Below are 24,618 nucleotides of genomic sequence, written 5' to 3' on the forward strand. Positions count from 1 at the left end.
ATGAAATATTCAATCAATTTTTACTATTTTTGCACTTGTTTTTACTTAGGATTTGACTACGATTCAGGGAAAATCGTGCCTTACACAGTTACATCAAGCACGGCACCACCGCACTGTACCAGGACATCCTTTAACCCTTGGTAGCTTGCATTCCCGTCTAAACTGCCGATTTGCAGCTCGTCCCGGCACCCACTATCCTCAGAAAGCTGTTTATACTCATGAGGATTGTGCTTGGGAAAACGCATCAAAATTGACCTGGCATAAAGGGCCGAATCATGTTTCATTAAATACTGATGATCTGCCTGCGGGACTTTGTCTCCCCCTGCTAGCCGTCTTGAAATCTCCAAGCAGGTCAGCAAAATTTTCAGCTTTTCTTTTTCTCCTTTCATCTGCTCCCCAGAAATTTTCATTTGCTGATTCATTGCCTCCAGATAGGCTTCTTGCTGATTTTTCTGTTCTGCCATGGCTTCTTCGGCTGATTGTTGTTGTTTTACAGCTGAGAGAATACGCTCTCTTTTTGTTTCTTCAGAGTGCCGAGTCAAATTCTGGTCAACAACATTACGACAAAGATTTCCGTGCGCAATACGCATTTGCTTTCTCCTCCCTATAATATCTTGTGATTTCTTTGAATATCTCGCTTTTTCATAGAATTTCTAACGAACCAAATTAACTCACCACGGATAGAATTCGCATAGAATGCCTCATTCAGAGAATTCGGGTATGGCAAAGCCAACGTCTGCTATTGATATGTTGGCCGTTGTAAACCCATAATTCTCACGGTGGTAAACCTCCCATGTCTAACAGGGTCAAGGTTATAAAACCTGCCCTAAATTCCTTCGTTCCACCTATCCATGATTGGGTGTCAGTTATGCTCCTCAACCGAGTCATTGCTCTAATGGTGATTTATTCGACTGACTACCAGCTCTTGTGTCTTGTTAGGTTACCTGGATGACTCGCTTCTGTGGTGACGCTTTACCCACAGACCGTTTACTTTTTATGGTTTCTCTGCTATTCTGTTACGCTGCTAAATACTCAACTGGACGATGAATATCTTGAATCAGCTTTTTCGGGTCATAGTCTATACCCTTTGTTAATAGGGCATAGAACACCCGAATCAGTTTACAGCTTAAGGCTATTAACGATTGCTTCTTCTTCAGTGGATTCTTGGGCCTTGTCGTATAGTAGGTGTGTATCTCTGCAAACTCTGCGTTTTTGGCGACGAGCGGCATCACTGCTTGAAATAGAATCGCCCTCAACCGCGCTCGACCTCGCTTACTTATGGTAGTCTGTCCCTTGTGCTTGCCCGAGCTACTTTCTCGCAAGGCTAGGCCCGCTAGCTTTTGAATTTGCTTTGGAGAATTAAAGCGTCTAATATCTCCAACTTCGGAGAGAAAACCTGCCACGGTAACGAGGCCAACACCTTTAATTTCAAGCAACTTGGCTACTTCGGGTATCTGACGGCACAACCCATCGATGGTTTCAGTGACTGCCTCATATTGTGCTGTTTTAGTATGATAGTCTTGCAGTAATAGCTGGATTTCCATTCGGGAACAAGACTCTCCTTCGGTGCAACCAATGCTCTTCTGAGCAGCTTCATACAGGCTCTTAGCCCTTTTCATTCCCACTGCTCTCAACTTGTTGTCTCTCCAAATTCGGTTTATTCCTTCTACTCCCAGCCTTTCAATGTCCTTAGGTAGCGGAGCAACTTGCAATACCAGCATGCTACTTGTGGCATCAAACTTTCCAAATACCGTTTCATGCTCGGGAAAGTAGATTTTCAGCCACCGCTGAATGCGATTTTTTATACTGTTCAATTCCTTTTGGATGCGCATTCTGCAAACCATCGCTATTCGCAGTTCTGCATAGATCCCTTCCGGTATATAGGGTTCATTGTATCTACCCTCAATGACCAGCTTAGCGATGGTTTTGGGATCCTTAGCATCCGTTTTGCTGGGGTGGTTGTCATCAAGCTCCTTACTACGCTTTACATGGAATGGGTTGACGAGGACTAACTTTATGCTTTGCTCTTTTAGGTAGGATGCCAGGCCAAACCAGTAATGGCCGGTTGGCTCTGCGCCTACCACTGTACAGTCCTTTTGTGCTTGCCTTTTTAAATGTTCAATCCATGCGTAGAAATCCTTGAATCCTTCAGCACTGTTTTCAAACTTGAATACTTTGCCTAGCTCGACTCCTCGCCAGTCGAAAGCCCTGGCGTAATGAAGCTCGCTGGCGATGTCCACTCCGATCACAATACTTCTTTCGGATAGTTGCTTTAGTTTCTCATTTTGTGTAAAATTCATTTGGGATGACCTCCGTTATTTTGATTGGATTCTGTTGGCCAACAGTCCTTTCAAATTGTAACGTGAGGTCTTCTTTTTGACAAAGATCATTTTTGACTACTACAGGAATGCTCCTCATATTTCCTAAATTACATTCCATGGATTTACGATTGTGGTCGGAGTGCAATATCTTTAAACGTCGTTTTAAAGAGCCTTAAAGCTGCTTTAAGGGAGGTCCAACCAGTTATCTGCAAATAGTTGCTACTAAAAGTCGCTCGTTTATAATAGTTAATTTAACTATATCACAAATCAAGTTTTCTGTCTTATATAAGATAGCCGAGTTGCCCATTATTTAGATACTTCGTTCTTATTCATAGTACCCCTGAGTTTAAGCCGATCCGCATGTACAGTCCGCCACCTAAGAATAACAGAAGAGCCCATAGAACCCAGTAATCCTTTGCTGTCAAAGGGCATTCACGTATTGGGGTCATAAAGGATCTATATCCATAACCACGGTTTAGCATACCTTTTGCCAGATCCTCGGCAATCAAAATGGAATTTACAAATAAGGGGACCATAATCAAAAGATAAGTTTTTATCCGTCCCATACTGCTTTTATCATTGATCCTTGCGCCCCGGGCCCTTTGAGCTTCGATAATAAACAATCTTTTTTTATCCAGAGTGGGAATAAACCGCAAGGCCGTCGTGATCATAAAGGTTATTTCCGCCGGAACTCTAAGCTGATTCAAAAACTGCATAAATTCATCCAGCGGCGTCGTTAAGGTCAGAATTGAAGACCCCAGCACCATAATAAGCAGGCGGCAGATGTAATTAACTCCCGTTAAAAACCCTCCCACGGACAATGCAACCTGCCCCTCATTGGCTATGGAGAAAAGAATGACTTGACTTATTTCTCTTTGAAATCTTTCCGGAGGATATGTTATTCCTGTAAAAAGAAGCAGAAAGAGACAGATGGGCATTAAAGGCCGAATCATCTGCCAAACTTTCTTATAGGAGATTTTGCTTTGAAGCGCAAATACGAGGATACCAAGCAAAAAGCACAAGTTGTAGAGAGGATTTTGAAAGAGAAAGCACCAGATAATAACCACTAGAAAACCAAATACTTTGGTACGAATATGGAGACGGTGAAGCAGAGAGTCCCCTGGCAAATAGTCTATCAACAAGGTTTCCTCTCCCCCTCCTCAATACTATGAAACACTATCCGCCTGAATTCTTCAGCCGATTTCGCCTGATAGCCTAAATCTTTCAGTCTTTGATTTAAGACACATAATTGGGGAGGAAGAACTGCCGCCTGCCGGAGGATAGACTCATCTGCAAAGGCCTCCCAAGGAGGGGCATCAATTATAACCTGACCCTCCTGCAAAAGGACAACCCGTTCTGCATAGTCTGCAACACTGTCCATATCATGACTGATCATAAGAATGGTTGTCCCCTTTCTGTGGAGTTGCTGAAGTAATTTCATGATTTTCTCCACCCCCACCCAATCAAGACCTGTCGTCGGTTCATCAATCACGAGAATTTCCGGGGTAAGGGCTAAAACGGAAGCCACAGCGATGAACTGCCGTTCCCCTTTACCTAGGGTATAAGGATGAACCTGACGGTACTTTTCCAGGCCGGTTAATTCCAAAGCCTGAGCGATCCGCTTTTCCATCTCCGTCCCGGTAAAACCGGCGTTCTTCAGCCCAAACTCTATCTCTTTCTCCACTGAGACGGAAAAGATCTGGTGATCCGGGTTCTGAAACACATAGCCAATGGTTTGGGCTAACTGAGCCGTGTCATAGTCTTTCGTATTCAGGCCCTTGACGAGAACTTCTCCCTCTGTGGGTTTAAGCAAGCCATTGATATGTTTTGCTAAAGTGGTTTTTCCGGCTCCGTTGGAACCAACCAGTGCTACAAATTCTCCCTTTTGAATAGTGAGATCAATTCCCCGCACACCCAGTTGTCCTGATGTAAATTGGTGAACAAGCTGTTTAACCTGAATCAACGGTGAACTCCGGGGACCCTCCTCCACCCTTCCCTCTTGATGAACTTCTTTTCTCTCTATGGGCTTAACCAAGGAGGCTATTCTGCCCTGGGCATTTTTCTTCCTTACCAAATTGCGGATCAAGGATTCCGCCCCGGCCACATCTAAAGGAACATCTTCGAATTCAATCCATCCTCTCTCCAAAAAGTTCCAGCCTAATAAGCTGACGGGAAGAGGTTTTATCCCGAATTCCCGCAAAAGGGGTATATTGCGAAAAAGCTCTTCCGGTGCCCCTTGCCATGCAATTTTCCCGCGATTAAGTACAATGACTTCATCGGCTCTTTGCAGGATTTCTTCACTGGAATGTTCAATGACAAGAATCGTCCGCTCACCCTCACGACAGAGATCATCCAAGGTCCGATAGATCTCGAACCGTCCTTCCGGATCCAGCTCGGAGGCCGGTTCATCCATTACCAGTATTTCCGGCTCCAGGGCCAGCACCCCGGCGATCACCAGCCTTTGTTTTTCTCCACCCGATAACTCCGCCGTAGAGCGCTCATCATAGCCGTTCAGCCGAACTTGGGCCAGGGCTTGGGCAACCCTTTGCTGAATCTCCTGCATAGAGATACCGAAATTGCGGGGGCCAAAGGCCACGTCTTCCCCGACGGTTCGCCCGACGATCTGACTTTCTGCATCCTGCAGTACAAGCCCTACCTGCTTGGCCAATTCCTGCACCCGAATCTTATCAGTCTCTTTACCCCCAACGATTACCTCTCCCCGCATCTCACCTTGCAGAAATTGGGGAATCAATCCATTCAGACACAAGCTTAAGGTTGTTTTCCCCGCTCCCGTGGGACCCATCAAAGCAATGAATTTTCCTTTTTTCACTGCCAGGCTGACTTGTTTTAAACTCTCGACTTCTGACCGTGGATAGCGATAAGAGACATCCCTTAATTCAATTACTGGCTTCACCCTAACACCCCTTTAGATCAGTCGGCTTCCTTTAAGTGCCTTATAGGCTAAAGCAGATACCGCAACATTCAATACCGATCCCAATAAAAGAAAAGGCATTAACCCTAAAACAGCACCCATACCGCCTATGGGGAAGACCGAAAAGGCAGCCACCACACCATTGAGGAGGGAGGTTATGATAACAGCGGGAATCAAACCGATTTTCTTATTGACAAGGCGATAAATCAACGCAAAGACAGCCATTTCTATGGCGATGACCAAATGCATAGGAATTCCCAGCGGAAAACCGACCACCGCTGAGGTCAGCAGATGGCCTATGGCAATAACGATACTGCCTTCGAGACCGCCAAAGGCTAAAGCGCTGAAAAAACCCGGAGCAGAATCTAAGGCCACTGTCCCCAGTGGGCTGGGAATTTTAATCAAGGCTCCTACCGCACTCAAGGCGATAAAGACCGCCATGATCGCAATTCGTCTGATATTTTGAGCTGATTTTTGGACCGTTGTTTTCTTTGCCGGCTCAATCATTGTTATTCTCTCCTTCATTTCTTTCATTAATTTGAATCTTTCCGCTAACATTTCTCTTGGATTTTAGTCTTCATTTCCTGTTTGGAGACCTCCACCTCCATCCTCTTCCAATCTGCCAATTTTATGGTTGGGTATCTTGCCAAAATCCCCTAATTCAATATCCTCTGATGCCGTATAAATGAGACAGGTTGAAGGTCCTGCTGATTTATGGATATCAAGTTCACATCGGGAATTTTTAATAAACCGGGCACCAATAGACCTGGCAAGGGCTTCGGCTTCACCCCTTATCCCCTGGGAGCCTACCGGAATAATGTCGTACACTCCAGGGACACTAAGCAATTTAACGACATGTACCCCCTGCAGAATGTCCGGATCTTCCGGGTTAGCCGCCTCAGTTCCCACTTTAGGAAGTCCCAGGCAAAACAGGCTATTGCCCGGCTTGGATCTACCAATGCGAAGTTTATCTTGATCGCAAAGCCCGATGGCCGTGATTCCTAAGCCCGTTTGTTTTGTAGGCATATTCTTTTCTGTGCTGATAGCCGTAGGCAGGGACATCAGGTTCAAAGCCCTTAGCTCTTCTCTCACCCCCTTCATTATTTCTTCCCCTGCGGGTATGGGGTCATTGGCAATGGCAATGCTCATCATCTGGGGAACCGCTCCAACTGCGAGTACTTCCATTAAGGCTACCCGGGCCGTCAACCTGCCGGTAATCCTCCAGGGAACTTTGACCACATCCAGCTCTTTCTCACCAATAGCACCGCATGAGTCGCAAGCTGCGACAAGGTATTGCGTATCATTCAAAGAAACCACCTCAACATCTCTTCCCTGATACCCCAATCCATTCAACTCTCCTCTCCAAATAGTTTTTCTGCAAAAATAAAAAGTCCATAGCCACCTCGCTTTTCCTTTCAGACAAAGCAAAATGACCATGAACTTTACCAAACTTCATGTGTTCCCGGCTCCAGGCAGGTCTCCTGACTTCGAGTCATTGTCTCATTGCTGCCTTCCCAGTTACCCAGTGGCATCCAACGCTGAGACTCCTCTTTACAGTGGCGGGTCCGTCCGGGAATTGCACCCGGTTCCCTATTCTCCCTTCTTGGCGAAGGGCACCTGAAATCCTTAAATTGTTAAAACCTACTAAATTCAGTTTAGCCGAAAATGTTATAATGTCAAGTCAAAATCTTTTCTATTCCAAAAAGCTGGATGCATTAAGTTTTACAGCATGATAATCTATTAAGAAGGAGGGATTTTGGTGAAAGCGAAAATTTCAATTCTGGCTTTACTATTTATATTGATTTTTAGTTCCCCCACACTGGCCATGGAGAATTTACCTGATGACGTTCTAAATGCTTTTGAATTCGATGTAAAGAGTTTTCAAAAGCAGATGATAGAAGAAAGTGATGTTTCACACCATTTGACAGCGTCCGAAGCTATGAAAGTAAGCGATAAGGGGTATAGGGTGCACAGAATTAATGTTCATAAAATCCGAAAGGCTCAAACTATCGATTTATATGATGCTTTAACAGAATCGAATACCTGGCACATACCTGTTTCGGATAGAATTACCTACATTGTGGAGAAAGCAGGCGGAGCTTACAAGTTGATAGGTTCTGGCGTAAGAGAAGAAAAGTATGCTATCGATTATGTGCGCTTTGAGCACATTGCCTCATTAAATGGATTGAAGGATCTGAAGTATATCGATGAACCGGTTCTCCATCTTAGCGGTTTGATCGGCAAAACTTCCAACGGCAGCCAATTCTTATCTTTTAGCGACAACGACGCTTATAAGCTGGAAAAAGGTCAACTCAAAGACACTAAAGAATTGATGGATGAAATCAAATTAAAGGCAAATGAAGCAAAAACTTTTGGTTTTGGCGGATCTGGCGGACTCGGCACTCAAGCAGGACCTCTCTTTCTTATGGGAAGCATTGGCTTAATCATAGGAATCTTTTTATTCAGAAGATTAAGATTCCAAAAATAAAGAGTTTATTCTATCTTCTAAACTAATCAAGGCCGAAGGATTGTTCCTATTGAAACAATCCTCCGGCCTTATCCATCTGCTTCTGAACTTTATACTCTATAAGCCGGCTTGCTCCCGCAGCGCATCTACCTTATCGGTCTTTTCCCAAGGCAGGTCCAGATCGGTACGGCCAAAATGGCCATAGGCAGCCGTTTGATGATAGATAGGACGGCGCAGATCCAAGGTCTTAATGATCCCAGCGGGACGGAGGTCAAAATTAGCTTTGACCAATTCCCCGATTTTTTCTTCATCAATCTTAGCTGTCCCGAAGGTTTCCACCTGAACAGATACGGGATGAGCTACCCCGATGGCATAAGCCAACTGGATTTCGCAGCGATCAGCCAGACCGGCCGCCACCACGTTTTTCGCTACATACCGGGCTGCGTAAGCCGCAGAGCGGTCAACTTTTGTGGGGTCCTTGCCTGAGAAAGCTCCGCCCCCATGGCGAGCCATACCGCCATAAGTATCAACGATGATCTTGCGACCGGTCAAGCCGGCATCCCCTTGGGGACCACCGATGACAAAACGGCCTGTGGGGTTAATAAAATAGCGTGTGTTTTCGTCCAGCAACTCTGCCGGAACCACGGGAAATACCACATGCTCCAGCAGATCCCGGCGAATCCGCTCCTGGGTGGCTTCCGGGTGATGCTGGGTGGAGATCACGATGGTATCGATACGGACGGGACGATTGTCCTCATACTCTACCGTCACCTGAGTCTTGCCGTCAGGACGCAGATAATCCAGGATATCCGACTTGCGTACTTCGCTCAAGCGGCGGGCCAGGCGGTGAGCCAGGTCAATAGGAAGAGGCATATAGCTTTCCGTTTCATTGGTAGCGTAGCCAAACATCATCCCTTGGTCTCCGGCACCAATGGCTTCGATTTCTTCTTCACTCATCTCTCCGTTTTTCGCTTCCAGAGCCTTGTCCACTCCTAAAGCGATGTCGGCGGACTGCTCCCCGATAGAAGTGAGAACGGCACAGGTATCCGCATCAAAGCCATATTTGGCCCGGGTATAACCGATTTCACGGATGGCTTGTCTTACCGTACTAGGGATATCCACATAGCAATTGGTCGTGATTTCGCCACTGACCAAAACCAGGCCGGTGGTAACCGAAGTCTCACAAGCGACCCGGGCATTGGGGTCTTTAGCAAAGATGGCATCCAAGATGGCATCGGAAATCTGGTCGCAGATCTTATCAGGATGTCCTTCCGTGACCGATTCGGAGGTAAATAATTTTCTTACCAATGAAGTCACTCCTTTTCACTAAGGCGCTCAGCAATCTCCTGAACCAGCCGCCGAGCTACGTCTAATTTATTCATTTGGGGCAGATCGATTTTTTTTCCATTCGGAAAAAGCAAGCTCACGATATTCGTAGGGCTGCCAAATCCAGCTCCAGGTTTGGTTACGTCATTTGCTACCAGCATGTCCACATTTTTGCGCTGCATTTTGGCTTGAGCGTGCTCGTAAAGCTTTTCCGTCTCAGCGGCAAAGCCCACAAGAAATTGGCGTTCTTTCTTCTTGCCGCATTCCGCCAAAATGTCGGGAGTGGGTACAAGTTCCAGAGTAAGACTTGACCCGTCTTTTTTAATTTTTTGCTCGGCATTGGCTAGGGGTCGATAATCGGCAACGGCCGCCGCTTTGACGACAATATCCATATGAGCAAATTCGTCCATGACGGCTGCATGCATTTCTTCAGCTGTCATCACGGCGATTCGCCTCACTCCCGGTGGGGTCGGCAATTCGTTAGGAGCGGATACGAGGATGGTTTCCGCACCGGCCTCCCTTAAGGCTTCAGCCACAGCAAAACCCATCCTACCTGAAGAACGATTGCCCAGATAGCGAACCGGGTCAAGGGGTTCCTGGGTTCCACCGGCTGTGACCAGAGCTTTTTTGCCCGCCAATAATCCTGATGTGGCAAAAAAGCTCTGCAAAGCCTCCACAAGATCTTGGGGCTCACTCATACGGCCATCTCCATCCGTACCGCAGGCCTGAAAGCCTGTTGCCGGTCCAAGAATCCGCACGGAACGTTCCTGCAACCGCTTCAGGTTTTCTTGGGTAGTGGGATGATGATACATATTATGATTCATAGCTGGAGCCACAAAGATAGGGGCCTTAGTTGCCAGCAGGACAGTAGAGAGAAAATCATCGGCGAGTCCCACAGTCATTTTAGCCAATAGATTAGCCGTGGCCGGGGCAACCAATACGGCATCGACGGCTTCCGCCAAAGCGATATGCTCAACGTTCCACACCTTGGGCTCTTCGAACATCTCCACATAGACCGGATGACCGGAAAGGGTCCTCAGGGTTAAGGGGGCAATAAATTCAGTCGCCCCCTTAGTCATCGCCACATACACTGTTGCGCCCTGCTTACGGAGACGGCTCACCACATCCGCTGCTTTATAAGATGCAATACCACCCGTAATCCCCACAAGGATTTTCTTGCCCCGCAACATTATTTTATTCCCTCACGGGTCAATTCGAAATGATATTTGCCTTTGGCAATCTCATCAAAAGCAAGACTTACCGGCTTAGCTCCACGGTAATTCACTTCAAACTCCGGATCTTCCATTAGGGTACGGGCTCTTTTTGCTGCTGCCAGCACCAAGGTATATTTACTATCCACTTTGCTCAACAAAATATCGAGAGAAGGCTGTTTCATAGTTACACCCCCTGAAATACATAAGGTTTTCTTTTGACACGACATTTCTCAGCAAGAAGAATGCTCTTCAGTTTATCTACTGCCAGAGGAATCTCATCATTCACGACCACATAATCATACTCGCTCACATATTCCAGTTCCCGAGCAGCAGTCTGCAGTCGTTTTTGGATAACTTCCTCGGATTCGGTACCGCGTTTATGGATGCGCTGAGAAAGTTCATCCATGGACGGCGGCACAACGAAAATAAACACCCCTTGTGGAAAGCGTTTCTTAACTTGTAAGGCCCCTTGAATTTCAATCTCCAGAATGACATCATTCCCAGCTTGAATGGCTTGTTCCACGGCGAATTGCGGGGTTCCATAATAATTACCGCAAAACTCAGCCCATTCCAAAAGTTGATCCTGTTCGATCATGGTTTGAAATTCTTCCCGGCTTCGAAAATAATAATGCAATCCATCCACTTCACCAGGACGAGGCTGGCGTGTCGTAGCCGACACGGAATACTTCACCTGAGGTATCTGTCTTAACAGCTCCTGGCAAAGGGTTCCTTTTCCTGCCCCGGAAGGACCGGATAGAACAATCAATAATCCATGATTCTGTTCCACGATGCTCCCCCTTAATCAGCTGGGTCTTCGGCAGTGTTGCTGGCTTCTTTCGCGGAGAGGCGATGGGCTACGGTTTCCGGTTGAACTGCTGATAGAATCACGTGATGGCTGTCACAGATAATCACGGCCCGGGTTCTGCGGCCATAAGTGGCATCGATCAGCATTCCCGCATCCCGTGCTTCCTGAATAATCCGTTTGATAGGAGCCGACTCTGGGCTGACAATGGAGATAATGCGATTGGCGGATACGATATTGCCAAACCCAATGTTAATCAATTTAATGTCCAAAACTTAACCCTCCAATTATTCTAGATTTTGAACTTGTTCCCTGATCTTCTCTAATTCACTTTTCATCTGAACAACATGCTGAGTAATGTTTAAATTATTAGCCTTCGAGCCAATGGTATTGATCTCCCGATTCATTTCTTGAACCAGAAAATCCAGTTTACGCCCGACGGGTTCAGAACTTTTCAGAGCTTCCCGGCATTGGTCAATATGGCTCTGCAGACGAACCAACTCTTCGGTAATGGATACTCTATCTGCAAAAAAAGCCACTTCATTAGCCAGGCGAGCTTCATCAAGGATCACTTTATCCCCTAGAAGGACCTCAATCCTTTCCTGTAAGCGGGTTTGATAATCTATGACAATGGTGTCGGAATATCCTGCTATGTCATCTTTAGCCAGCATGATGGTATGTAAACGACTCAAAAGATCTTCCGCCAGCCCTTCCCCTTCTACCTTCCTCATGGCTACGAATCCATCCAAGGCTTCTGTAACAGCACGGCCTAAAGGTTCCCAAATGAGTTCAAGGTCAATATCCGTATCCTCTACGGAAAAAACCTCGGGCAAGGCGGCTAAACGATAAATATCCGTCTCATAGGTTGTACTTAGAGCTAAAGCGAGTTCCTTCAGTGTCTTATCATACGACAGGGCTAAATCTTTGTCAACCTTCACCAATCTCTTTTTTTCTTCTGTTTCCTTCACATTAACAAAGACATCAATTCGTCCGCGGTTAATTTTGCTTTGGAGGATTTTCCGTATTCTATCTTCCAAACTATTCAGATGGCGGGGCATTCGTACCGACGTCTCGAAAAAGCGATGATTGACCGCTTTTAACTCAATAGTAAATTGGTAACCGTAACCGGAAGCTTCCCCGCGTCCAAAGCCTGTCATGCTGTTTGCCATTTCCAGACCAACTTTCTTTTTCACATTTTAAATTTATTATAGCTATTAAAGTTCAGAAAAACAATTTAAGGTACTTTTTTGATAGTGAATTGTAATGTAGCTTTCCTTATATAATGTGCAGCAAAAGAAGCCGGAATCAACACTGGGGACAAAATCATCCGCAACTTAAAGATGGACCGCCTCATCTCAAGGAAGCAGTCCATCTTTTGCTATCATTCAATGACAAACGTCTTTGTTCTTAATTAAGGGTATCCTCAAGCAGGACCCCTTTAAATACATAGGCCGCCGGTCCGGTCATATACACCCGGTTATCTTCTCCCCATTCGATCTGCAGGTCTCCTCCCGGCAAATGAACCGTCACACTCCGCTCGGTCTTACCATTGAGGACGGCGGCTACGGCAGAAGCACAGGCTCCCGTTCCACAGGCCAGGGTCGGGCCCGATCCCCGCTCCCATACCTTCATGGTTAATTCCTTGGTGCTGTTAACTATGATAAATTCCACGTTGGTTTTGCGAGGAAAGAGAGGATGTTTTTCAATAGCTGGACCCATACGCTCAAAATCAAGGGTTTCGTAATCTTCGACAAAAATGACGCAATGGGGGTTTCCCATGGACACCGCTGTAAACTCGAATTCCTGCCCATCCATACTGAGCTTGGCCCCCACCACAGACTCACCCAGGATGAGTACCGGAACCTGTTCCGGCTTTAGGATCGGCTCGCCCATATCCACCCGAACCCCAGTGACTTTATCTCCTTCGACGGTAAGATGCAGCGTTAGAATCCCGGCTAAGGTCTCCACCTGGAGGGGGTTCTTGGTCACATGACCTTGATCATAGATATAACGGGCAAAACACCGAATGCCATTGCCGCACATCTCCGGCTCTGAGCCATCCGAATTAAAGATACGCATTCTGGCGTCAGCCTTTTCCGAAGGGAGGACGACAATGAGCCCATCCCCGCCTACCCCGAACTGACGGTGACAAAGCTTACGGGACAGCTCCGGATAATCAAGGGTTTCTGCAGGGGCGCTCACAAAGTGATCTATAAACACAAAATCATTGCCCAGGCCATGCATTTTTACGATTTCCATAGCTAAACATCAACTCCTTATCCCTTATCCTTGGTCCTCTTGCTTAGGGAAGGACAAAGGAAGCAAATAGATCCGGTACCATATAATAAGCCATAATCGTAATTAAAGTAAAGATGAGGGCTAATTTGAAGACCTTTTTTATGATTAAGGACACCGTGAAAATCGCCAATAACCCCACTACGATATAGGATAGTGCATCAATATGATCTGCCCAAACAGTTCCTACCAATACTTCAAACATGATGGTCCTCCTCTTGCCTTGAATAGTCCACTGAAAATAGTTAATATTCGTGGTTTCTTTTAGGTATTCTGCACTCTGGATAAAAACCCTTTTTTAAGAAAAGCACGCCTGCATAACTGTGAAGCCCTTAAACCAATGTAGTGATGCCAAAGAAATTAACTGTCTTTTCGAAAGGGATATAAAATCATGACCACCCGCTCAGCGGGTGGTTTGCTCTAGCCCTATAAGGGCAGGGTACAGGCTGAGCCTTAAGGCTCACTGAAAGTTCCGCCAACCGCACTCTGCCCCGTGCTACCCCTAAAGGGGTTGGGGGGCTATTTTTTCTTCTTCTCTATAGCCTCCCCTGTAAATGGATCTACAAATTCCTTGATACTTAGTTGATCTGCTGCAATGTCCTCCTGCAACTGCTTTCGGATATACTGTTCTATCGCTTTCTTATTTCTCCCTACTATGTCAACGTAATAGCCTCTGCACCAGAAATGCCGGTTACCATACTTATACTTTAAATTGGCATGTCGATCGAAAATCATCAATGAGCTCTTCCCTTTCAGGTATCCCATAAATGCCGATACACTTAATTTCGGAGGGATCGACACCAACATATGGATGTGATCCGCACAGGCATTGGCTTCGATGATTTCTACTTTCTTATAATCGCACAATGTTCTTATTATCTTTCCTATATCCTTTTTGATTTTTCCATAAATGATTTGTCTTCGATATTTTGGGGCAAATACGATATGATATTTACAGTTCTATCGAGTATGTGCTAAACTTTCTGTATCCATTGGGATATCTACCTCCTCTTTGTCTAGTGCGGTTGGCGAAACCTGCACTATTCTATCAAAGGGGGGTAGGTTTTTCTACTCATAGCTAAAGCTTCTTGGAACCACCTGCATAGCAGGTGGTTTTCGTTTATACAAAAACAGACAGGCCCTTTAGGCCTGTCAAAAACTCAAAATCGGTCATCATGGAACAGGATATTCAGCACATTATCGGTCGGTGACTTCGCCGTAGCTATAGCCACGATCCTTCTCAACCCTTGTATAAAGACCTACGTCCTCAACCTCTTTAGCCGAGAGGATATCCAAAGCGGTCTGAATTTCCGTCGCAGGTATCCGCAGGCAGATTCCGCAGCCGGCGCTGATTTGGGTCGGCAGCGGCATCACTTTCACCTGCAGGTTTTCTTCCAGCAGATAGTGTTCCGATTTTATCGCCCAGTTGGTGTTTTTGAAGGTAATGATATATTCCATATTGTCAACCATACACTTCCGCAATAGTTTTCAGGGCCCTGCACCCGATTTCAATTTCTTCCTCGGTATTGAAGTAAGAAAAGGAAAAGCGGACCATCCCCGTTTCCATGGTTCCAAACCTTTGGTGGAGTAGGGGAGCGCAATGGCTTCCGGCCCGAGTGGCGATCCCGTATTTTTCCCAAAGTAATCCGGCCAGATGGTCAGCCGGAATCCTGCCCATATTCAGGGAAACAACCGGCAACCTGTCCCTTCCGGAAAAGTCCCCGTAAAGCCTGAGGTCTTTAATCTCCTTGATACCATCGACAAACAATTGAGTTAAGCGATTTTCCCTGCTTTGAATCCCATCTATCCCTATACTGAGAATAAACTCCACCCCTTTTTGCAGGCCGTAAAGGCTATGACTGTTCAGGGTACCGGCCTCAAACAGATCGGGCATGTCTTTGTCCTGGAACATCTCAAAGCTGTGCACCCCCGCTCCCCCGGTCTTGACAATCTCAAAAGGGAGCCGGCCGTTGACAATGATCCCCCCCGTGCCCTGAGGTCCGAACAGACCCTTGTGGCCTGTAAAGCACAGCACATCGGCCATCTCCCCGGTGACCGGGATCAGTCCCATAGTCTGGGAAACATCCAGAATCATGATCAAGTCATGAGCCTGGCAGAGGTCATACAGCTTTTTAACCTCTGTAATATTGCCCGTAACATTGGACCCGTGGGTGCAGATCAGAAAGCGGGTTTCCGGCCGGATCAGCTCCGCAAAGGCATCCAGCTGTAAAACCCCGTCCTCATCACAATCGATGAAATCCAGCCGACACCCTTTGAGATAGAGGGGCCTTAAGACGGAATTATGCTCCGTTACGGTGGTAATGACGGCATCCTCCTGTTTCACGAGGCCGCCGATCACCAGATTAAGGCTCTCGGTGGAGGAAGAGGTAAAGGCTATATTCAGGGGCTCCTCAGAACCGACCAAATCCGCGATGGCCACTCTGGTCCTGTAGATTTCCCGGCTGGCTGTCATAGCGGCATCGTAAAAGGAGCGGCTGGCATTGCCAAAATGATGGATGGCGTAAGCTACTGCTTCACCCACTTCCGGCGGCTTGATGAGGGTTGTCGCACTATTGTCAAAATATATCAAGCCGGTCACCCTCCCCTTGTTTTAGAATTTTGGGATTTTTGGGCGGCAGAGAGGCAGGCCCCGATAGCACCAGCATACACAGCATGAGGACAGGATTTAACCTCATAGCCAATATGCCGGGCTATAGTGTCCATGAGCAGCCCGGAGCGGGACAGCCCGCCGGTCATCAGAATGGGCTGATCCGCTGTGAACTCGATTCTCCCTGCCTGCTGCTGTATTTTCCGGGCAATGGATTGGAGAACCCCAGCCATGATTTGGGCCCGGTCTTTCTGCATGGCCAGCAGCCCGATAATCTCCGACTCCGCAAAAACCGTACACATGCTGTTAATGGGAACCGCCTGGTGGGGATCGGTAAATTCATCGATCTGTTCCAGGGGAATCTCCAGGATATCACAAGCCATTTTTAAAAAGCGGCCCGTCCCGGCGGCGCATTTATCGTTCATCAGAAAGTTGACCGGTTTCCCGCCCTGAATCTGAATGACCTTGCTGTCCTGGCCGCCGATATCGATGATGCCCTGAATATCCGGCATAAGATAAACACCGCCGAATGCGTGGCAGGTGATTTCCGTCATGGTATAGTCCGCAAAATCAATCGCTTCCCGGCCATACCCTGTCGCCGCAACAGAGATTTCCTGGCTGTCCAGACCATTTCTTTCCCGTAAGATGGCTAAGCTTTCCTCAGCGGAAGTTTGGGGGTTCCATCCGGTTTTTACCGCGAGAGTATCGATGATCCGCTCCCCGCTCATGACAACGGATTTACACATGGTGGAGCCGGAATCAATACCTACAAAGATCTTTTTCACGAGAGCATCTCGATAAACGCAGCCAGCCGGGTTTTAAGCTGGGCGGCGTCTGAAGTGGAATAGTCGGTCTCGACGCTGATAAAGGGCATCTCTTCTTTTTGCATGTGCTTTCGGATCTGAGCGGTTTCCAGGTTGTAGGTATGGCAGGCCTGGAGGGTCATTTCCACAACCCCGTCCACCTTGAATTCTTTGACCAGCCGGCTTAGCATCTCCAAGCGGTTGTTGTTGGGGGTCATGACGGAGCACCCGATCTGCAGATAGCGGTCGGCAATGGCTTGGTAAGGATCGATGGTTTCGTCAACCAGGCGCTCAACGGGCTTGATCCCGATACAGTTTTCATAGCCTACCACAACGCCGCCGGATTCCTCGATGGCTTTAACCACTTTCTCGGTGACCCCGGCCAGAGGACAGCCTGTGATCAGGATTCTTTTCGCAGAGGGGGAAACATTCTCCACACCCTGTTCCTGATCCGCCTTGACTTTGTCGATGGCTTCCCTGATCTCCCGGTTTTTGGTTTCCGGATCGAACTTGAACTGGGAGCCGTAGAGCACTTTAAGCTGCTCAGCCCCCGTGATCGGAGGAGGGCAGGCTTTGCTGAGCTCATAGAATTCCTTTAAGAGCTTGCGCTCCTCATTTTTTATCTTAATGGCCTTTCTGATATCCTCATCGGTTATGGTCACTCCAAAATCCTGCTCAATTCTTTCCTTCAGGCGCAGAACTTCCTTATGCCACAGTTCTTGGGACGCCTCGTCATTTTGCGTCTGAGGGAGCTGCATGACATGGAGGTTTTTGATTTCCCCCAAAAGCTCATACATTTTTTTCTTACCGTCGCAGGTAGTTTCACCGATCATCAGATCGGAAAAATACATATAGGGACATTTGTCGGTGATGGCAAAGCCATAGCTGGACTTGACCAGAGGACAGAGGTTTCTGGGCAGTACTTTCTCAGCTTCGGGGATGGTTTCATCACTGAACGCGCAAAGCCCGACGGGCACGGCCCCCGCAGCCAGGACAATTTCCACCGGCGCATAGGTACAGAACACTCCCGCTACTTTTTTCCCCTGCTCTTTTAAATTCTTGACCGCAATGAAACCTTGCTTCCGCGCTTCAGCAAAGCTTTCAAATTGGCTAGGCAGCTGAATTTCACTCATGTTTAAACCGCCTTTCTCTTACATTTTCTGATACTTTTTAAATACTTTATCTTCTTATATCATAAAGACGAGCTTTTACCTACGCAATACTTATTAACATGGCGCTATAAAATCTATAGTAGGGTGAATATGTATAGAAAATATCAATAGATGATAAAAATTGATGAAAGTATAGTATTTAGAGAAAAAAAGAGGCCGGATAGGAGAATGCTCCACCCGGACTCAAAAAACTATTGCCCATATCTATTTCGCACCTATTTTCCGCTCACCATGATCTCTTTGCCCCGCCACGCATTGCGTATTAAGCGATACAAGCCGATCAAAATCGAGGGGCCGCCGGCTACCAGCAAGATCAATGCCCATTGCCAACCCGTTAAGGCCGTGGTTTTAAAAATGGCCTGCAGAGGGGCGATGTAGATGACACTGAGCTGCATAAGGGTCGAGCCGATCACTGCCGCCACCAGATAAGGATTGGAGAAGATTCCCACCTCAAAAATACCCCGGGTCTCGGATTTGCAATCGAAGACGTGGAAGAGCTGGGAGAAGACCAGAGTGGTAAAAGCCATGGTTCGGGCCGCCAGCATAGTCACACCCATAAAGAGAGCGATGACAAAGACAAGCAGTGTTCCTAAGCCAATGATTGTACCGCGGATCAATATCTTCCGGGCTAAACCCCGGGCAAAGATGCTCTCTCCCGGATCTCTTGGTCGGCGATTCATAATATCTTTGTCCATGCCGTCCACTCCCAAAGCCATGGCCGGCAACCCATCGGTGACCAGATTGACCCAGAGAATCTGGATGGCCAGCAAAGGTAAAGGCAACCCCACTAAAGCCGCTAAGAACATCACCAGGACTTCCCCGATATTGCAGGAGAGCAAATAGCGGATAAACTTGCGGATATTATCGTAGATGGCCCGGCCTTCTTCCACAGCGGCCACAATGGTAGCGAAATTATCGTCTGCCAGGACCATAGCCGAGGCTTCCTTGGTCACGTCGGTCCCCGTCTTGCCCATGGAGACCCCGATATCCGCCTCTTTGACGGCGGGAGCATCATTCACCCCATCCCCTGTCATGGCCACCACTTGATCGTTCTTTTTAAGAGCCCGGACAATCCTCAGCTTATCCTTGGGGGTGACACGGGCGTAGACGGAGACATTCATGACTTCCTTTTCCAGCTCTTCATCGGACATCCGGTCCAGATCGGAGCCGGTGAGTATTACATCAGCATTTCCTTTGAGAATTCCCAGTTCCCTGGCCACAGCCTCCGCTGTAAGACGGTGATCCCCGGTAATCATGACCGGCTTAATTCCGGCTTTGCGGCATACTTTGATGGCTTTGGCCGCACTTGCCCGCGGAGGATCAATCATCCCCATCAATCCCACGAAAATCAGATCTTCCTCTACCCGCTCATCGATCCGTTCGTTTTCCTGCAAGGGCTTCTCGGCTAAGGCCAGTACTCTTAAGGCTTTTTTGGCCATCTCATCATTGGCTTTGAGGATAGCCCTTCTTCTGATCTCATTTAATTCCACAATGCCCTCGGAAGTCAGCTCACTCCGGCAGCGCCTCAGGATCTCATCGGGAGCGCCCTTGACATAGGCCTTCTTTTCCCGTTTCCCCTTATAGATGACGCTCATGCGCTTGCGATCCGAGTCAAAGGGAATCTCCCCAACCCGTTCTTCCTTACGTTCCAGGGTTTCCCTCCAGATCCCCGCCTTGGCTGCGGCAACCAGCAGAGCGCCTTCCGTAGGGTCTCCTTCAATTCCCCAGGGGGACTCCTTGCCCGCTGCCCGGAACATTCCTGCCACCTGAACCCCCTTACGGTTCAGGGAGGAATTATTGCATAAGGAGGCGATCTTCAGGGCGACCTGCAGGGGGCTTTTTTCCTTGGCGGGATCCGCCCCATGAAAGTCCCCTTTGGGATCATAGCCCTGTCCGGTTACCGAGATCATTTTCCGATCCGTATAGATTTGGCGGACGGTCATCTCATTTTGAGTGAGGGTCCCGGTTTTATCGGAACAGATGACCGTAGCACAACCCAGAGTCTCCACGGCAGGCAGCTTGCGGATAATGGCCTTGCGTTTAACCATCCTTTGTACCCCAATGGCCAGGGCCACGGTTACAATAGCAGGCAACCCTTCCGGGATGGCTGCTACAGCCAGGGAGACTCCGGCCAAAAACATCTTATAGAAGCCTTCCCCCCGCAGGACTCCGGTCAGAACCACAATACCACAGACGATAATACTGATGACGACTAAATATTTGCCCAGCTGAGCCAGACGTTTTTGCAGAGGAGTTTCTTCCTCTTCTACACTCTGGATCATCCCGGCGATGACGCCCATTTCCGTCTCCATTCCTGTGGCGACCACGACGCCGGCCCCCCGGCCGCTGACTAAGGAGGTACCCATATAACCCATATTCACCCGATCAGCCATGGGGGTCAGTTCATCGGTCAAGGGAGCCACCCGCTTGGCCACCGGATGGGATTCTCCGGTTAGGGCGGACTCTTCTACTTCCACATTCACTGCCTGAATCCAGCGGATATCGGCGGGAATCCGATCCCCAGCCTCCAAGAGAACGATATCCCCGGGAACAAGATCCGCCGCAGGAATCCTGCTTTCCAGGCCATCCCGCAAGACCCGGGCTTCCGGAGCCGTTAAGGATTTTAAGGATTCAATAGAGCGCTCTGCCCGAAATTCCTGGATAAATCCCAGAACTGCATTGAGTACCAGGATGGCCATAATCGTCACTGCATCGGCGATTTCCCCTAAGAGAGCGGAGACAATGGTCGCAGCCAAAAGAACCAGCACCATAAAATCCTTGAATTGTCCGAGAAAGAGAAAGACAGGATGAACCCCTTTTTTGGTCTCCAGAATATTCCTTCCCACTTCGCCCAGCCGCCGGTTAACCTCCTTAAGGTTCAATCCTTTCCCAGGATGCACCTCCAAGGCCTTAACCACATCCAGCCAGGGCAAAACATGCCATGCTTGCTGCCGCATTTCTCTATCGTCCTCCTTTGGACTGTTGTCCAACCTTTTTGTACATGCTTATTCAGGAGGAGAAGGAAAAATACCCAAGATTTGTGTTATACTATGGACAACTTTAAATAGAACTTTTCGCTATAGAGAGGAGACAACTATGGCCTTAGATGGCATTACCTTACATCATTTAGTTCATGAATTAGCTCCCAAACTGGAGGGGGCCCGAATAGATAAAATCACCCAACCGGAGAAAGAGGAAATCCATCTTCAACTGCGCAGCCAGGGCCAGTCCTACCGACTCCTGCTGAACATCTCAGCCACAGGAGCCCGGCTTCATCTTTCCCAAAAAAACAAGAAAAACCCTCCTTCTCCCCCCATGTTCTGCATGATCCTGCGCAAACACATCGAGGGGGGTAAAATCCTTGCTCTGGAGCAGTTGGGGTTGGAACGGATCGTACTCCTCACTGTGCAAAACTATAACGAGTATGGAGATTTAGCAACCTTTTATCTTTATCTCGAGATCATGGGCAAGCATAGCAATCTTATTTTAGTGGATCCTCAAAGCGGGGCTATCCTCGACGGGCTAAAACGCTATTCCCATGCCCTAAGCCGTCATCGCGAGGTTCTGCCCGGGCGCCTATATATTGCTCCTCCTTCTCAAGGAAAGGCGGATCCCCTGGGGACAGAAGAAGATTGGCGAAATATCCTCTTCCAGGATGGTCTTGGCGAAAAGGTTATAGATTTGCTGGTCAGGTACTATGCAGGGATCAGCCCGGAACTGGCCCGGGAAATCTTAACTCGGACCGGATTGGAACAGACGATTTCCCTTGATCAATGTGGTGATATTGATCTATCCCGGATTTTCCAGGCCTATACCCTTTTAGCTAACCCAGCTCATACTCCTCCCTTAGAACCCACCCTCTATTATCAGAGGGGAGTTAATCCAACCCGCCCCAACTCTCTCCCTACAGCTTTTACGATTCTGCCTTTCCAGCAGTATCAGGGCCTTCCTACTCAGTGCTTCACCTCTCTGGCTGAGGCCGTGGAGAGCTTTTATCAGAGCAAAGCCTCCAACAATTCTTTAGAGGCCAAAAGGGGTTCCCTGCGGAAAATCCTTCAAGAGCAGCTCCAGCATCTGAACAAGAAAAAGGGCATCTATGAGGATACCCTGGCCACGGCAGCCAAGGGGTTGAGATACCAACGCTGGGGGGAGCTGCTCACAGCGAACCTCTACCGTCTTGAACTGGGGATGAGGGAAATTGTGGCGGAGGATTATAATGAGGAATCTCTGCCCCAAGTGACGATTCCACTGGACCCTCAGCTCACGGGCATTGAAAACTCCCAACGTTATTACCGGCTTTACAATAAGGCGAAAGCCACCATTCAAAAAACAACTCCTCTGAAAGACGCCGTCGAGGAGGAGATCACTTATCTTCATTCCGTTCTTTTAAGCCTGGAGCAAGCCTCTGCACCCTCCGAGCTGGATGAGGTTCATAAGGAACTGATCGATGAGAATTACTTGTCCGGCAAACACCATGGCAAATCCTTGGCCGGGGAAGAAAAAAATAATCCCGGCAAAAACAAGAAGAACGGCAAGAATTCTAAACATAGTAAGGGACAAAGCAGCAAGAATGCCAAGAGGAATAAACAGGACCCTAAAGCAGAATCCCCTCAGCCCAAAATCTATCTATCCAGTCAAAACCGCCCCATCCTTGTGGGTAAAAATAATCGTCAAAATGATTGGCTGACCCTTAAAAAAGGCCGCCCCCAAGACCTCTGGCTCCATACCAAAAACATCCCTGGCTCTCATGTGCTGATTCCCCTTGAGGAGGGTGAAGAGTTCCCCGATGATGCTACTTTAGAGGAAGCGGCCGCCCTGGCCATCCATTTCAGTCAGGCCAAGGGCTCCACTTTGGTTCCGGTGGATTATACTCATGTTAAGAACATAAAAAAACCCAATGCCGCTAAACCCGGTATGGTCATCTATGATAAGAATTGGACTCTTTATTTGACTCCGCAAGAGGAGATTGTGGAACGTTTGCTGCCCCGCGAAGGGGAGGAAATGCCTTAAGCTACCTTCAACAAGAACGAGTAAGAACGTAAAAGCCCGCAGGATCCAAATGGAACCTGCGGGCTTTTTGCCATACCTTGCTAAATAGCGGAATGAAATGCCCAATTAAGAATCACGGCAAGGGCCGCCGCATAAACAATCATTTCAACAACTATCAAGGTAATGCTGTTTTTAAATTTTGACTCTCCCACTGCATTCACTCCTTAGATTGACCCTTATCCAGTACATCCCGTTCTCTTTCAATTCTTTCCAGCTCCACAGGATGATCCTCCTCCATCTCCTCCCGGGTGAGATTGCCTACATACCAGACCTTGCTCATGGGGAAGGATCTATTGTTAAAATGGACATTGTAAAAATGCCAGATGAAAATAGCACTAATGGCTAAGATGGCTTCATCCGTATGGGCATAACGTGATGAATCAATGACCCAACGAGGCAAAAATAAAGTGAAGAATTGAGGGTACCACATCATCAAACCGGATCCTCCCATGATGAGCATCCCCCAAAATACTGCCCAGTAGTCGAATTTTTCTTTATAGGAATAGCGGTCAAAGCGGGCGGGGTTCTTTCTGAACCCTAAGAAATAGGAAAGATTATGGGCCAAATCCCTGAAGTCTTTCCAGTTGGGCATAATAGCCCAGGATTTCTTTTTCCCGCCTAATGGTACTAATACAAGGTAAATCAAGTGGTAAATGCTTACCACGATCATCAGCGCTCCTCCCAGCAGATGGACATAAAACATCGTGTCAAAGCCGCCAAATAAGGAGACTACTCCCTGAGATAGTTTGCTTTGTTCGAATTTTATAGGCAAGCCGGTTATAGTGAGGATCATAAAACTGGTGAACATTCCTATATGCTGGATGCGCTGGTGAATATCAAAGCGCTGGTAAACTTGTTCATGGCCCACGGGATTACCTCCTCTTGCGATTTTGTAGGATGATTCGTAATTCTCGGTACAACTGCATTTCAATGTGAATCACCAGTAAGGTCATCGCAATTATAGTCAGCCAAACAAAAAACTTAGCCGTATAATACATGGGTTTTCCGGGGCCCATGGCCGTAAGCTGGAAATGCTCCGCTCCTTCTGTAAAGCCTGGGGAAGGATTTTTATGACATCGGGCACAGGTCTGGGGAATATTCTCCTTGGCCACTTGAGAATTAGGATTATCCTGACCCAGAACTTCATGAGCACTGTGGCAGTCCACACAGCTGGCGGACCGTTGGCTTCCCAGGAACACCCCTTTGCCATGGAAACTATGCTGATAACTGTCCGCTACCCGCCCGGTATGACAGGTGGTGCATAATTCAACGCTTTTCTTTTTGTCCACATGTACTCCTGACGGGTGAGGGTAAGCCGTTACATCGCTGTGACAGCTTGTGCAGCTCAAGGAGCTGTGGACGGAGCTTTTTAGATCATTGGCGACATTGGCATGGCATTGATTGCAATTGGTTTGAGCAAGGACCACCGCCCCATCGGAAAGCAACCAAAAACTAAAGAAAAGAGTAAAAATAATTCCATTTAATACCCATTGCTTTTTCTTTGTCATCGTCCCTACCTCATATTCTGGGTTTTATCGAGGGGTTCCCCTATAGGGAGGGTTATAACCCACAGCATTGCTAGTGTGTCTCAAATAATCCGGCTCTATGCACTTATGACGATAAAAAACG

General features: G+C 47.7%; 23 protein-coding genes, 1 pseudogene and 1 riboswitch. Of the genes and pseudogenes, 2 read left to right on the top strand and 22 right to left on the bottom strand.

Annotation, left to right across the window (positions count from 1 at the left end; all coding sequences use genetic code 11):
* Positions 1 to 80: 80 nt before the first annotated feature.
* From DESDE_RS16170 to DESDE_RS16195, 6 genes are all read right to left on the bottom strand, one after another.
* Positions 81 to 590 (bottom strand): hypothetical protein, encoded by a 510-nt coding sequence (locus tag DESDE_RS16170; protein ID WP_014795100.1) that lies wholly within the window; start codon positions 588 to 590, stop codon positions 81 to 83.
* A gap of 426 nt (positions 591 to 1,016) precedes the next feature.
* On the bottom strand, positions 1,017 to 2,300 hold the full coding sequence (locus tag DESDE_RS16175) for an IS110 family RNA-guided transposase (protein WP_014795101.1): 1,284 nt from the start codon (positions 2,298 to 2,300) through the stop codon (positions 1,017 to 1,019).
* Positions 2,301 to 2,650: 350 nt separating this feature from the next.
* Positions 2,651 to 3,463 carry an energy-coupling factor transporter transmembrane component T family protein gene (locus DESDE_RS16180; RefSeq protein ID WP_014795102.1) on the bottom strand — a complete coding sequence of 271 codons (813 nt, stop codon included), beginning with the start codon at positions 3,461 to 3,463 and terminating at the stop codon, positions 2,651 to 2,653.
* The gene (locus tag DESDE_RS16185; protein WP_014795103.1) at positions 3,457 to 5,235 is read right to left on the bottom strand and encodes an ABC transporter ATP-binding protein; all 1,779 of its coding nucleotides are present in this window, start codon (positions 5,233 to 5,235) and stop codon (positions 3,457 to 3,459) included. Before DESDE_RS16185 ends, DESDE_RS16180 begins: the two co-directional genes overlap by 7 nt.
* A gap of 12 nt (positions 5,236 to 5,247) precedes the next feature.
* Positions 5,248 to 5,760: an ECF transporter S component gene (locus tag DESDE_RS16190; protein WP_014795104.1), complete on the bottom strand. Its 513-nt coding sequence runs from the start codon at positions 5,758 to 5,760 to the stop codon at positions 5,248 to 5,250.
* Positions 5,761 to 5,823: 63 nt separating this feature from the next.
* On the bottom strand, positions 5,824 to 6,597 hold the full coding sequence (locus DESDE_RS16195) for an AIR synthase related protein (protein WP_014795105.1): 774 nt from the start codon (positions 6,595 to 6,597) through the stop codon (positions 5,824 to 5,826).
* Positions 6,598 to 6,707: 110 nt separating this feature from the next.
* Positions 6,708 to 6,889: riboswitch (cobalamin riboswitch) on the bottom strand.
* 123 nt (positions 6,890 to 7,012) lie between these two features.
* On the opposite strand from DESDE_RS16195, the gene DESDE_RS16200 reads away from it, so the two are divergent.
* On the top strand, positions 7,013 to 7,741 hold the full coding sequence (locus tag DESDE_RS16200; protein WP_014795106.1) for a hypothetical protein: 729 nt from the start codon (positions 7,013 to 7,015) through the stop codon (positions 7,739 to 7,741).
* 96 nt (positions 7,742 to 7,837) lie between these two features.
* Here DESDE_RS16200 and metK read toward each other — a convergent pair whose 3' ends face one another.
* The 14 genes and pseudogenes from metK to DESDE_RS16270 all read right to left on the bottom strand — a co-directional run bounded on the left by metK (position 7,838) and on the right by DESDE_RS16270 (position 20,897).
* Positions 7,838 to 9,028, bottom strand: a complete 1,191-nt coding sequence (gene metK / locus DESDE_RS16205) for a methionine adenosyltransferase (RefSeq protein WP_014795107.1) — start codon at positions 9,026 to 9,028, stop codon at positions 7,838 to 7,840.
* A 5-nt stretch (positions 9,029 to 9,033) separates the two neighbouring features.
* Positions 9,034 to 10,236, bottom strand: a complete 1,203-nt coding sequence (coaBC, locus tag DESDE_RS16210; protein WP_014795108.1) for a bifunctional phosphopantothenoylcysteine decarboxylase/phosphopantothenate--cysteine ligase CoaBC — start codon at positions 10,234 to 10,236, stop codon at positions 9,034 to 9,036.
* A complete protein-coding gene (rpoZ, locus tag DESDE_RS16215) occupies positions 10,236 to 10,442 on the bottom strand; it encodes a DNA-directed RNA polymerase subunit omega (RefSeq protein ID WP_014795109.1) in 207 nt (68 codons plus the stop codon). Before rpoZ ends, coaBC begins: the two co-directional genes overlap by 1 nt.
* A gap of 2 nt (positions 10,443 to 10,444) precedes the next feature.
* The gene (gene gmk / locus DESDE_RS16220) at positions 10,445 to 11,047 is read right to left on the bottom strand and encodes a guanylate kinase (protein ID WP_014795110.1); all 603 of its coding nucleotides are present in this window, start codon (positions 11,045 to 11,047) and stop codon (positions 10,445 to 10,447) included.
* An 11-nt stretch (positions 11,048 to 11,058) separates the two neighbouring features.
* Positions 11,059 to 11,334, bottom strand: a complete 276-nt coding sequence (gene remA / locus DESDE_RS16225) for an extracellular matrix/biofilm regulator RemA (RefSeq protein ID WP_005811866.1) — start codon at positions 11,332 to 11,334, stop codon at positions 11,059 to 11,061.
* 15 nt (positions 11,335 to 11,349) lie between these two features.
* Entirely contained in the window at positions 11,350 to 12,231 is an 882-nt protein-coding gene (locus tag DESDE_RS16230) for a YicC/YloC family endoribonuclease (RefSeq protein ID WP_014795111.1), read from the bottom strand.
* A gap of 238 nt (positions 12,232 to 12,469) precedes the next feature.
* The gene (gene dapF, locus DESDE_RS16235) at positions 12,470 to 13,321 is read right to left on the bottom strand and encodes a diaminopimelate epimerase (RefSeq protein WP_014795112.1); all 852 of its coding nucleotides are present in this window, start codon (positions 13,319 to 13,321) and stop codon (positions 12,470 to 12,472) included.
* Positions 13,322 to 13,364: 43 nt separating this feature from the next.
* A complete protein-coding gene (locus DESDE_RS16240) occupies positions 13,365 to 13,562 on the bottom strand; it encodes a hypothetical protein (RefSeq protein WP_014795113.1) in 198 nt (65 codons plus the stop codon).
* A gap of 314 nt (positions 13,563 to 13,876) precedes the next feature.
* Positions 13,877 to 14,350: pseudogene (tnpA, locus tag DESDE_RS16245) on the bottom strand (IS200/IS605 family transposase).
* A gap of 204 nt (positions 14,351 to 14,554) precedes the next feature.
* On the bottom strand, positions 14,555 to 14,827 hold the full coding sequence (locus tag DESDE_RS16250; RefSeq protein ID WP_014795114.1) for a putative Se/S carrier protein: 273 nt from the start codon (positions 14,825 to 14,827) through the stop codon (positions 14,555 to 14,557).
* Positions 14,820 to 15,956 carry an aminotransferase class V-fold PLP-dependent enzyme gene (locus DESDE_RS16255; protein WP_248283098.1) on the bottom strand — a complete coding sequence of 379 codons (1,137 nt, stop codon included), beginning with the start codon at positions 15,954 to 15,956 and terminating at the stop codon, positions 14,820 to 14,822. Before DESDE_RS16255 ends, DESDE_RS16250 begins: the two co-directional genes overlap by 8 nt.
* Positions 15,953 to 16,750, bottom strand: coding sequence for an acyl-CoA dehydratase activase (locus DESDE_RS16260; protein ID WP_014795116.1), 798 nt, complete (start codon positions 16,748 to 16,750; stop codon positions 15,953 to 15,955). The genes DESDE_RS16255 and DESDE_RS16260 overlap by 4 nt, the downstream gene beginning before the upstream one ends.
* Positions 16,747 to 17,901, bottom strand: coding sequence for a double-cubane-cluster-containing anaerobic reductase (locus DESDE_RS16265; protein ID WP_014795117.1), 1,155 nt, complete (start codon positions 17,899 to 17,901; stop codon positions 16,747 to 16,749). Before DESDE_RS16265 ends, DESDE_RS16260 begins: the two co-directional genes overlap by 4 nt.
* A 254-nt stretch (positions 17,902 to 18,155) precedes the next feature.
* Positions 18,156 to 20,897: a calcium-transporting P-type ATPase, PMR1-type gene (locus tag DESDE_RS16270; RefSeq protein WP_014795118.1), complete on the bottom strand. Its 2,742-nt coding sequence runs from the start codon at positions 20,895 to 20,897 to the stop codon at positions 18,156 to 18,158.
* 139 nt (positions 20,898 to 21,036) lie between these two features.
* On the opposite strand from DESDE_RS16270, the gene DESDE_RS16275 reads away from it, so the two are divergent.
* The gene (locus tag DESDE_RS16275; protein ID WP_014795119.1) at positions 21,037 to 22,950 is read left to right on the top strand and encodes an Rqc2 family fibronectin-binding protein; all 1,914 of its coding nucleotides are present in this window, start codon (positions 21,037 to 21,039) and stop codon (positions 22,948 to 22,950) included.
* A gap of 196 nt (positions 22,951 to 23,146) precedes the next feature.
* Here the strand turns inward: DESDE_RS16275 and DESDE_RS16280 are convergent, their stop codons facing one another.
* Both DESDE_RS16280 and DESDE_RS16285 read right to left on the bottom strand, forming a co-directional pair.
* Positions 23,147 to 23,857 carry a formate dehydrogenase subunit gamma gene (locus tag DESDE_RS16280; RefSeq protein ID WP_014795121.1) on the bottom strand — a complete coding sequence of 237 codons (711 nt, stop codon included), beginning with the start codon at positions 23,855 to 23,857 and terminating at the stop codon, positions 23,147 to 23,149.
* A gap of 4 nt (positions 23,858 to 23,861) precedes the next feature.
* Positions 23,862 to 24,497: a cytochrome c3 family protein gene (locus DESDE_RS16285; protein ID WP_014795122.1), complete on the bottom strand. Its 636-nt coding sequence runs from the start codon at positions 24,495 to 24,497 to the stop codon at positions 23,862 to 23,864.
* Between the last annotated feature and the right edge of the window lie 121 nt (positions 24,498 to 24,618).

Source organism: Desulfitobacterium dehalogenans ATCC 51507, from assembly GCF_000243155.2.
GTDB lineage: Bacteria > Bacillota > Desulfitobacteriia > Desulfitobacteriales > Desulfitobacteriaceae > Desulfitobacterium > Desulfitobacterium dehalogenans.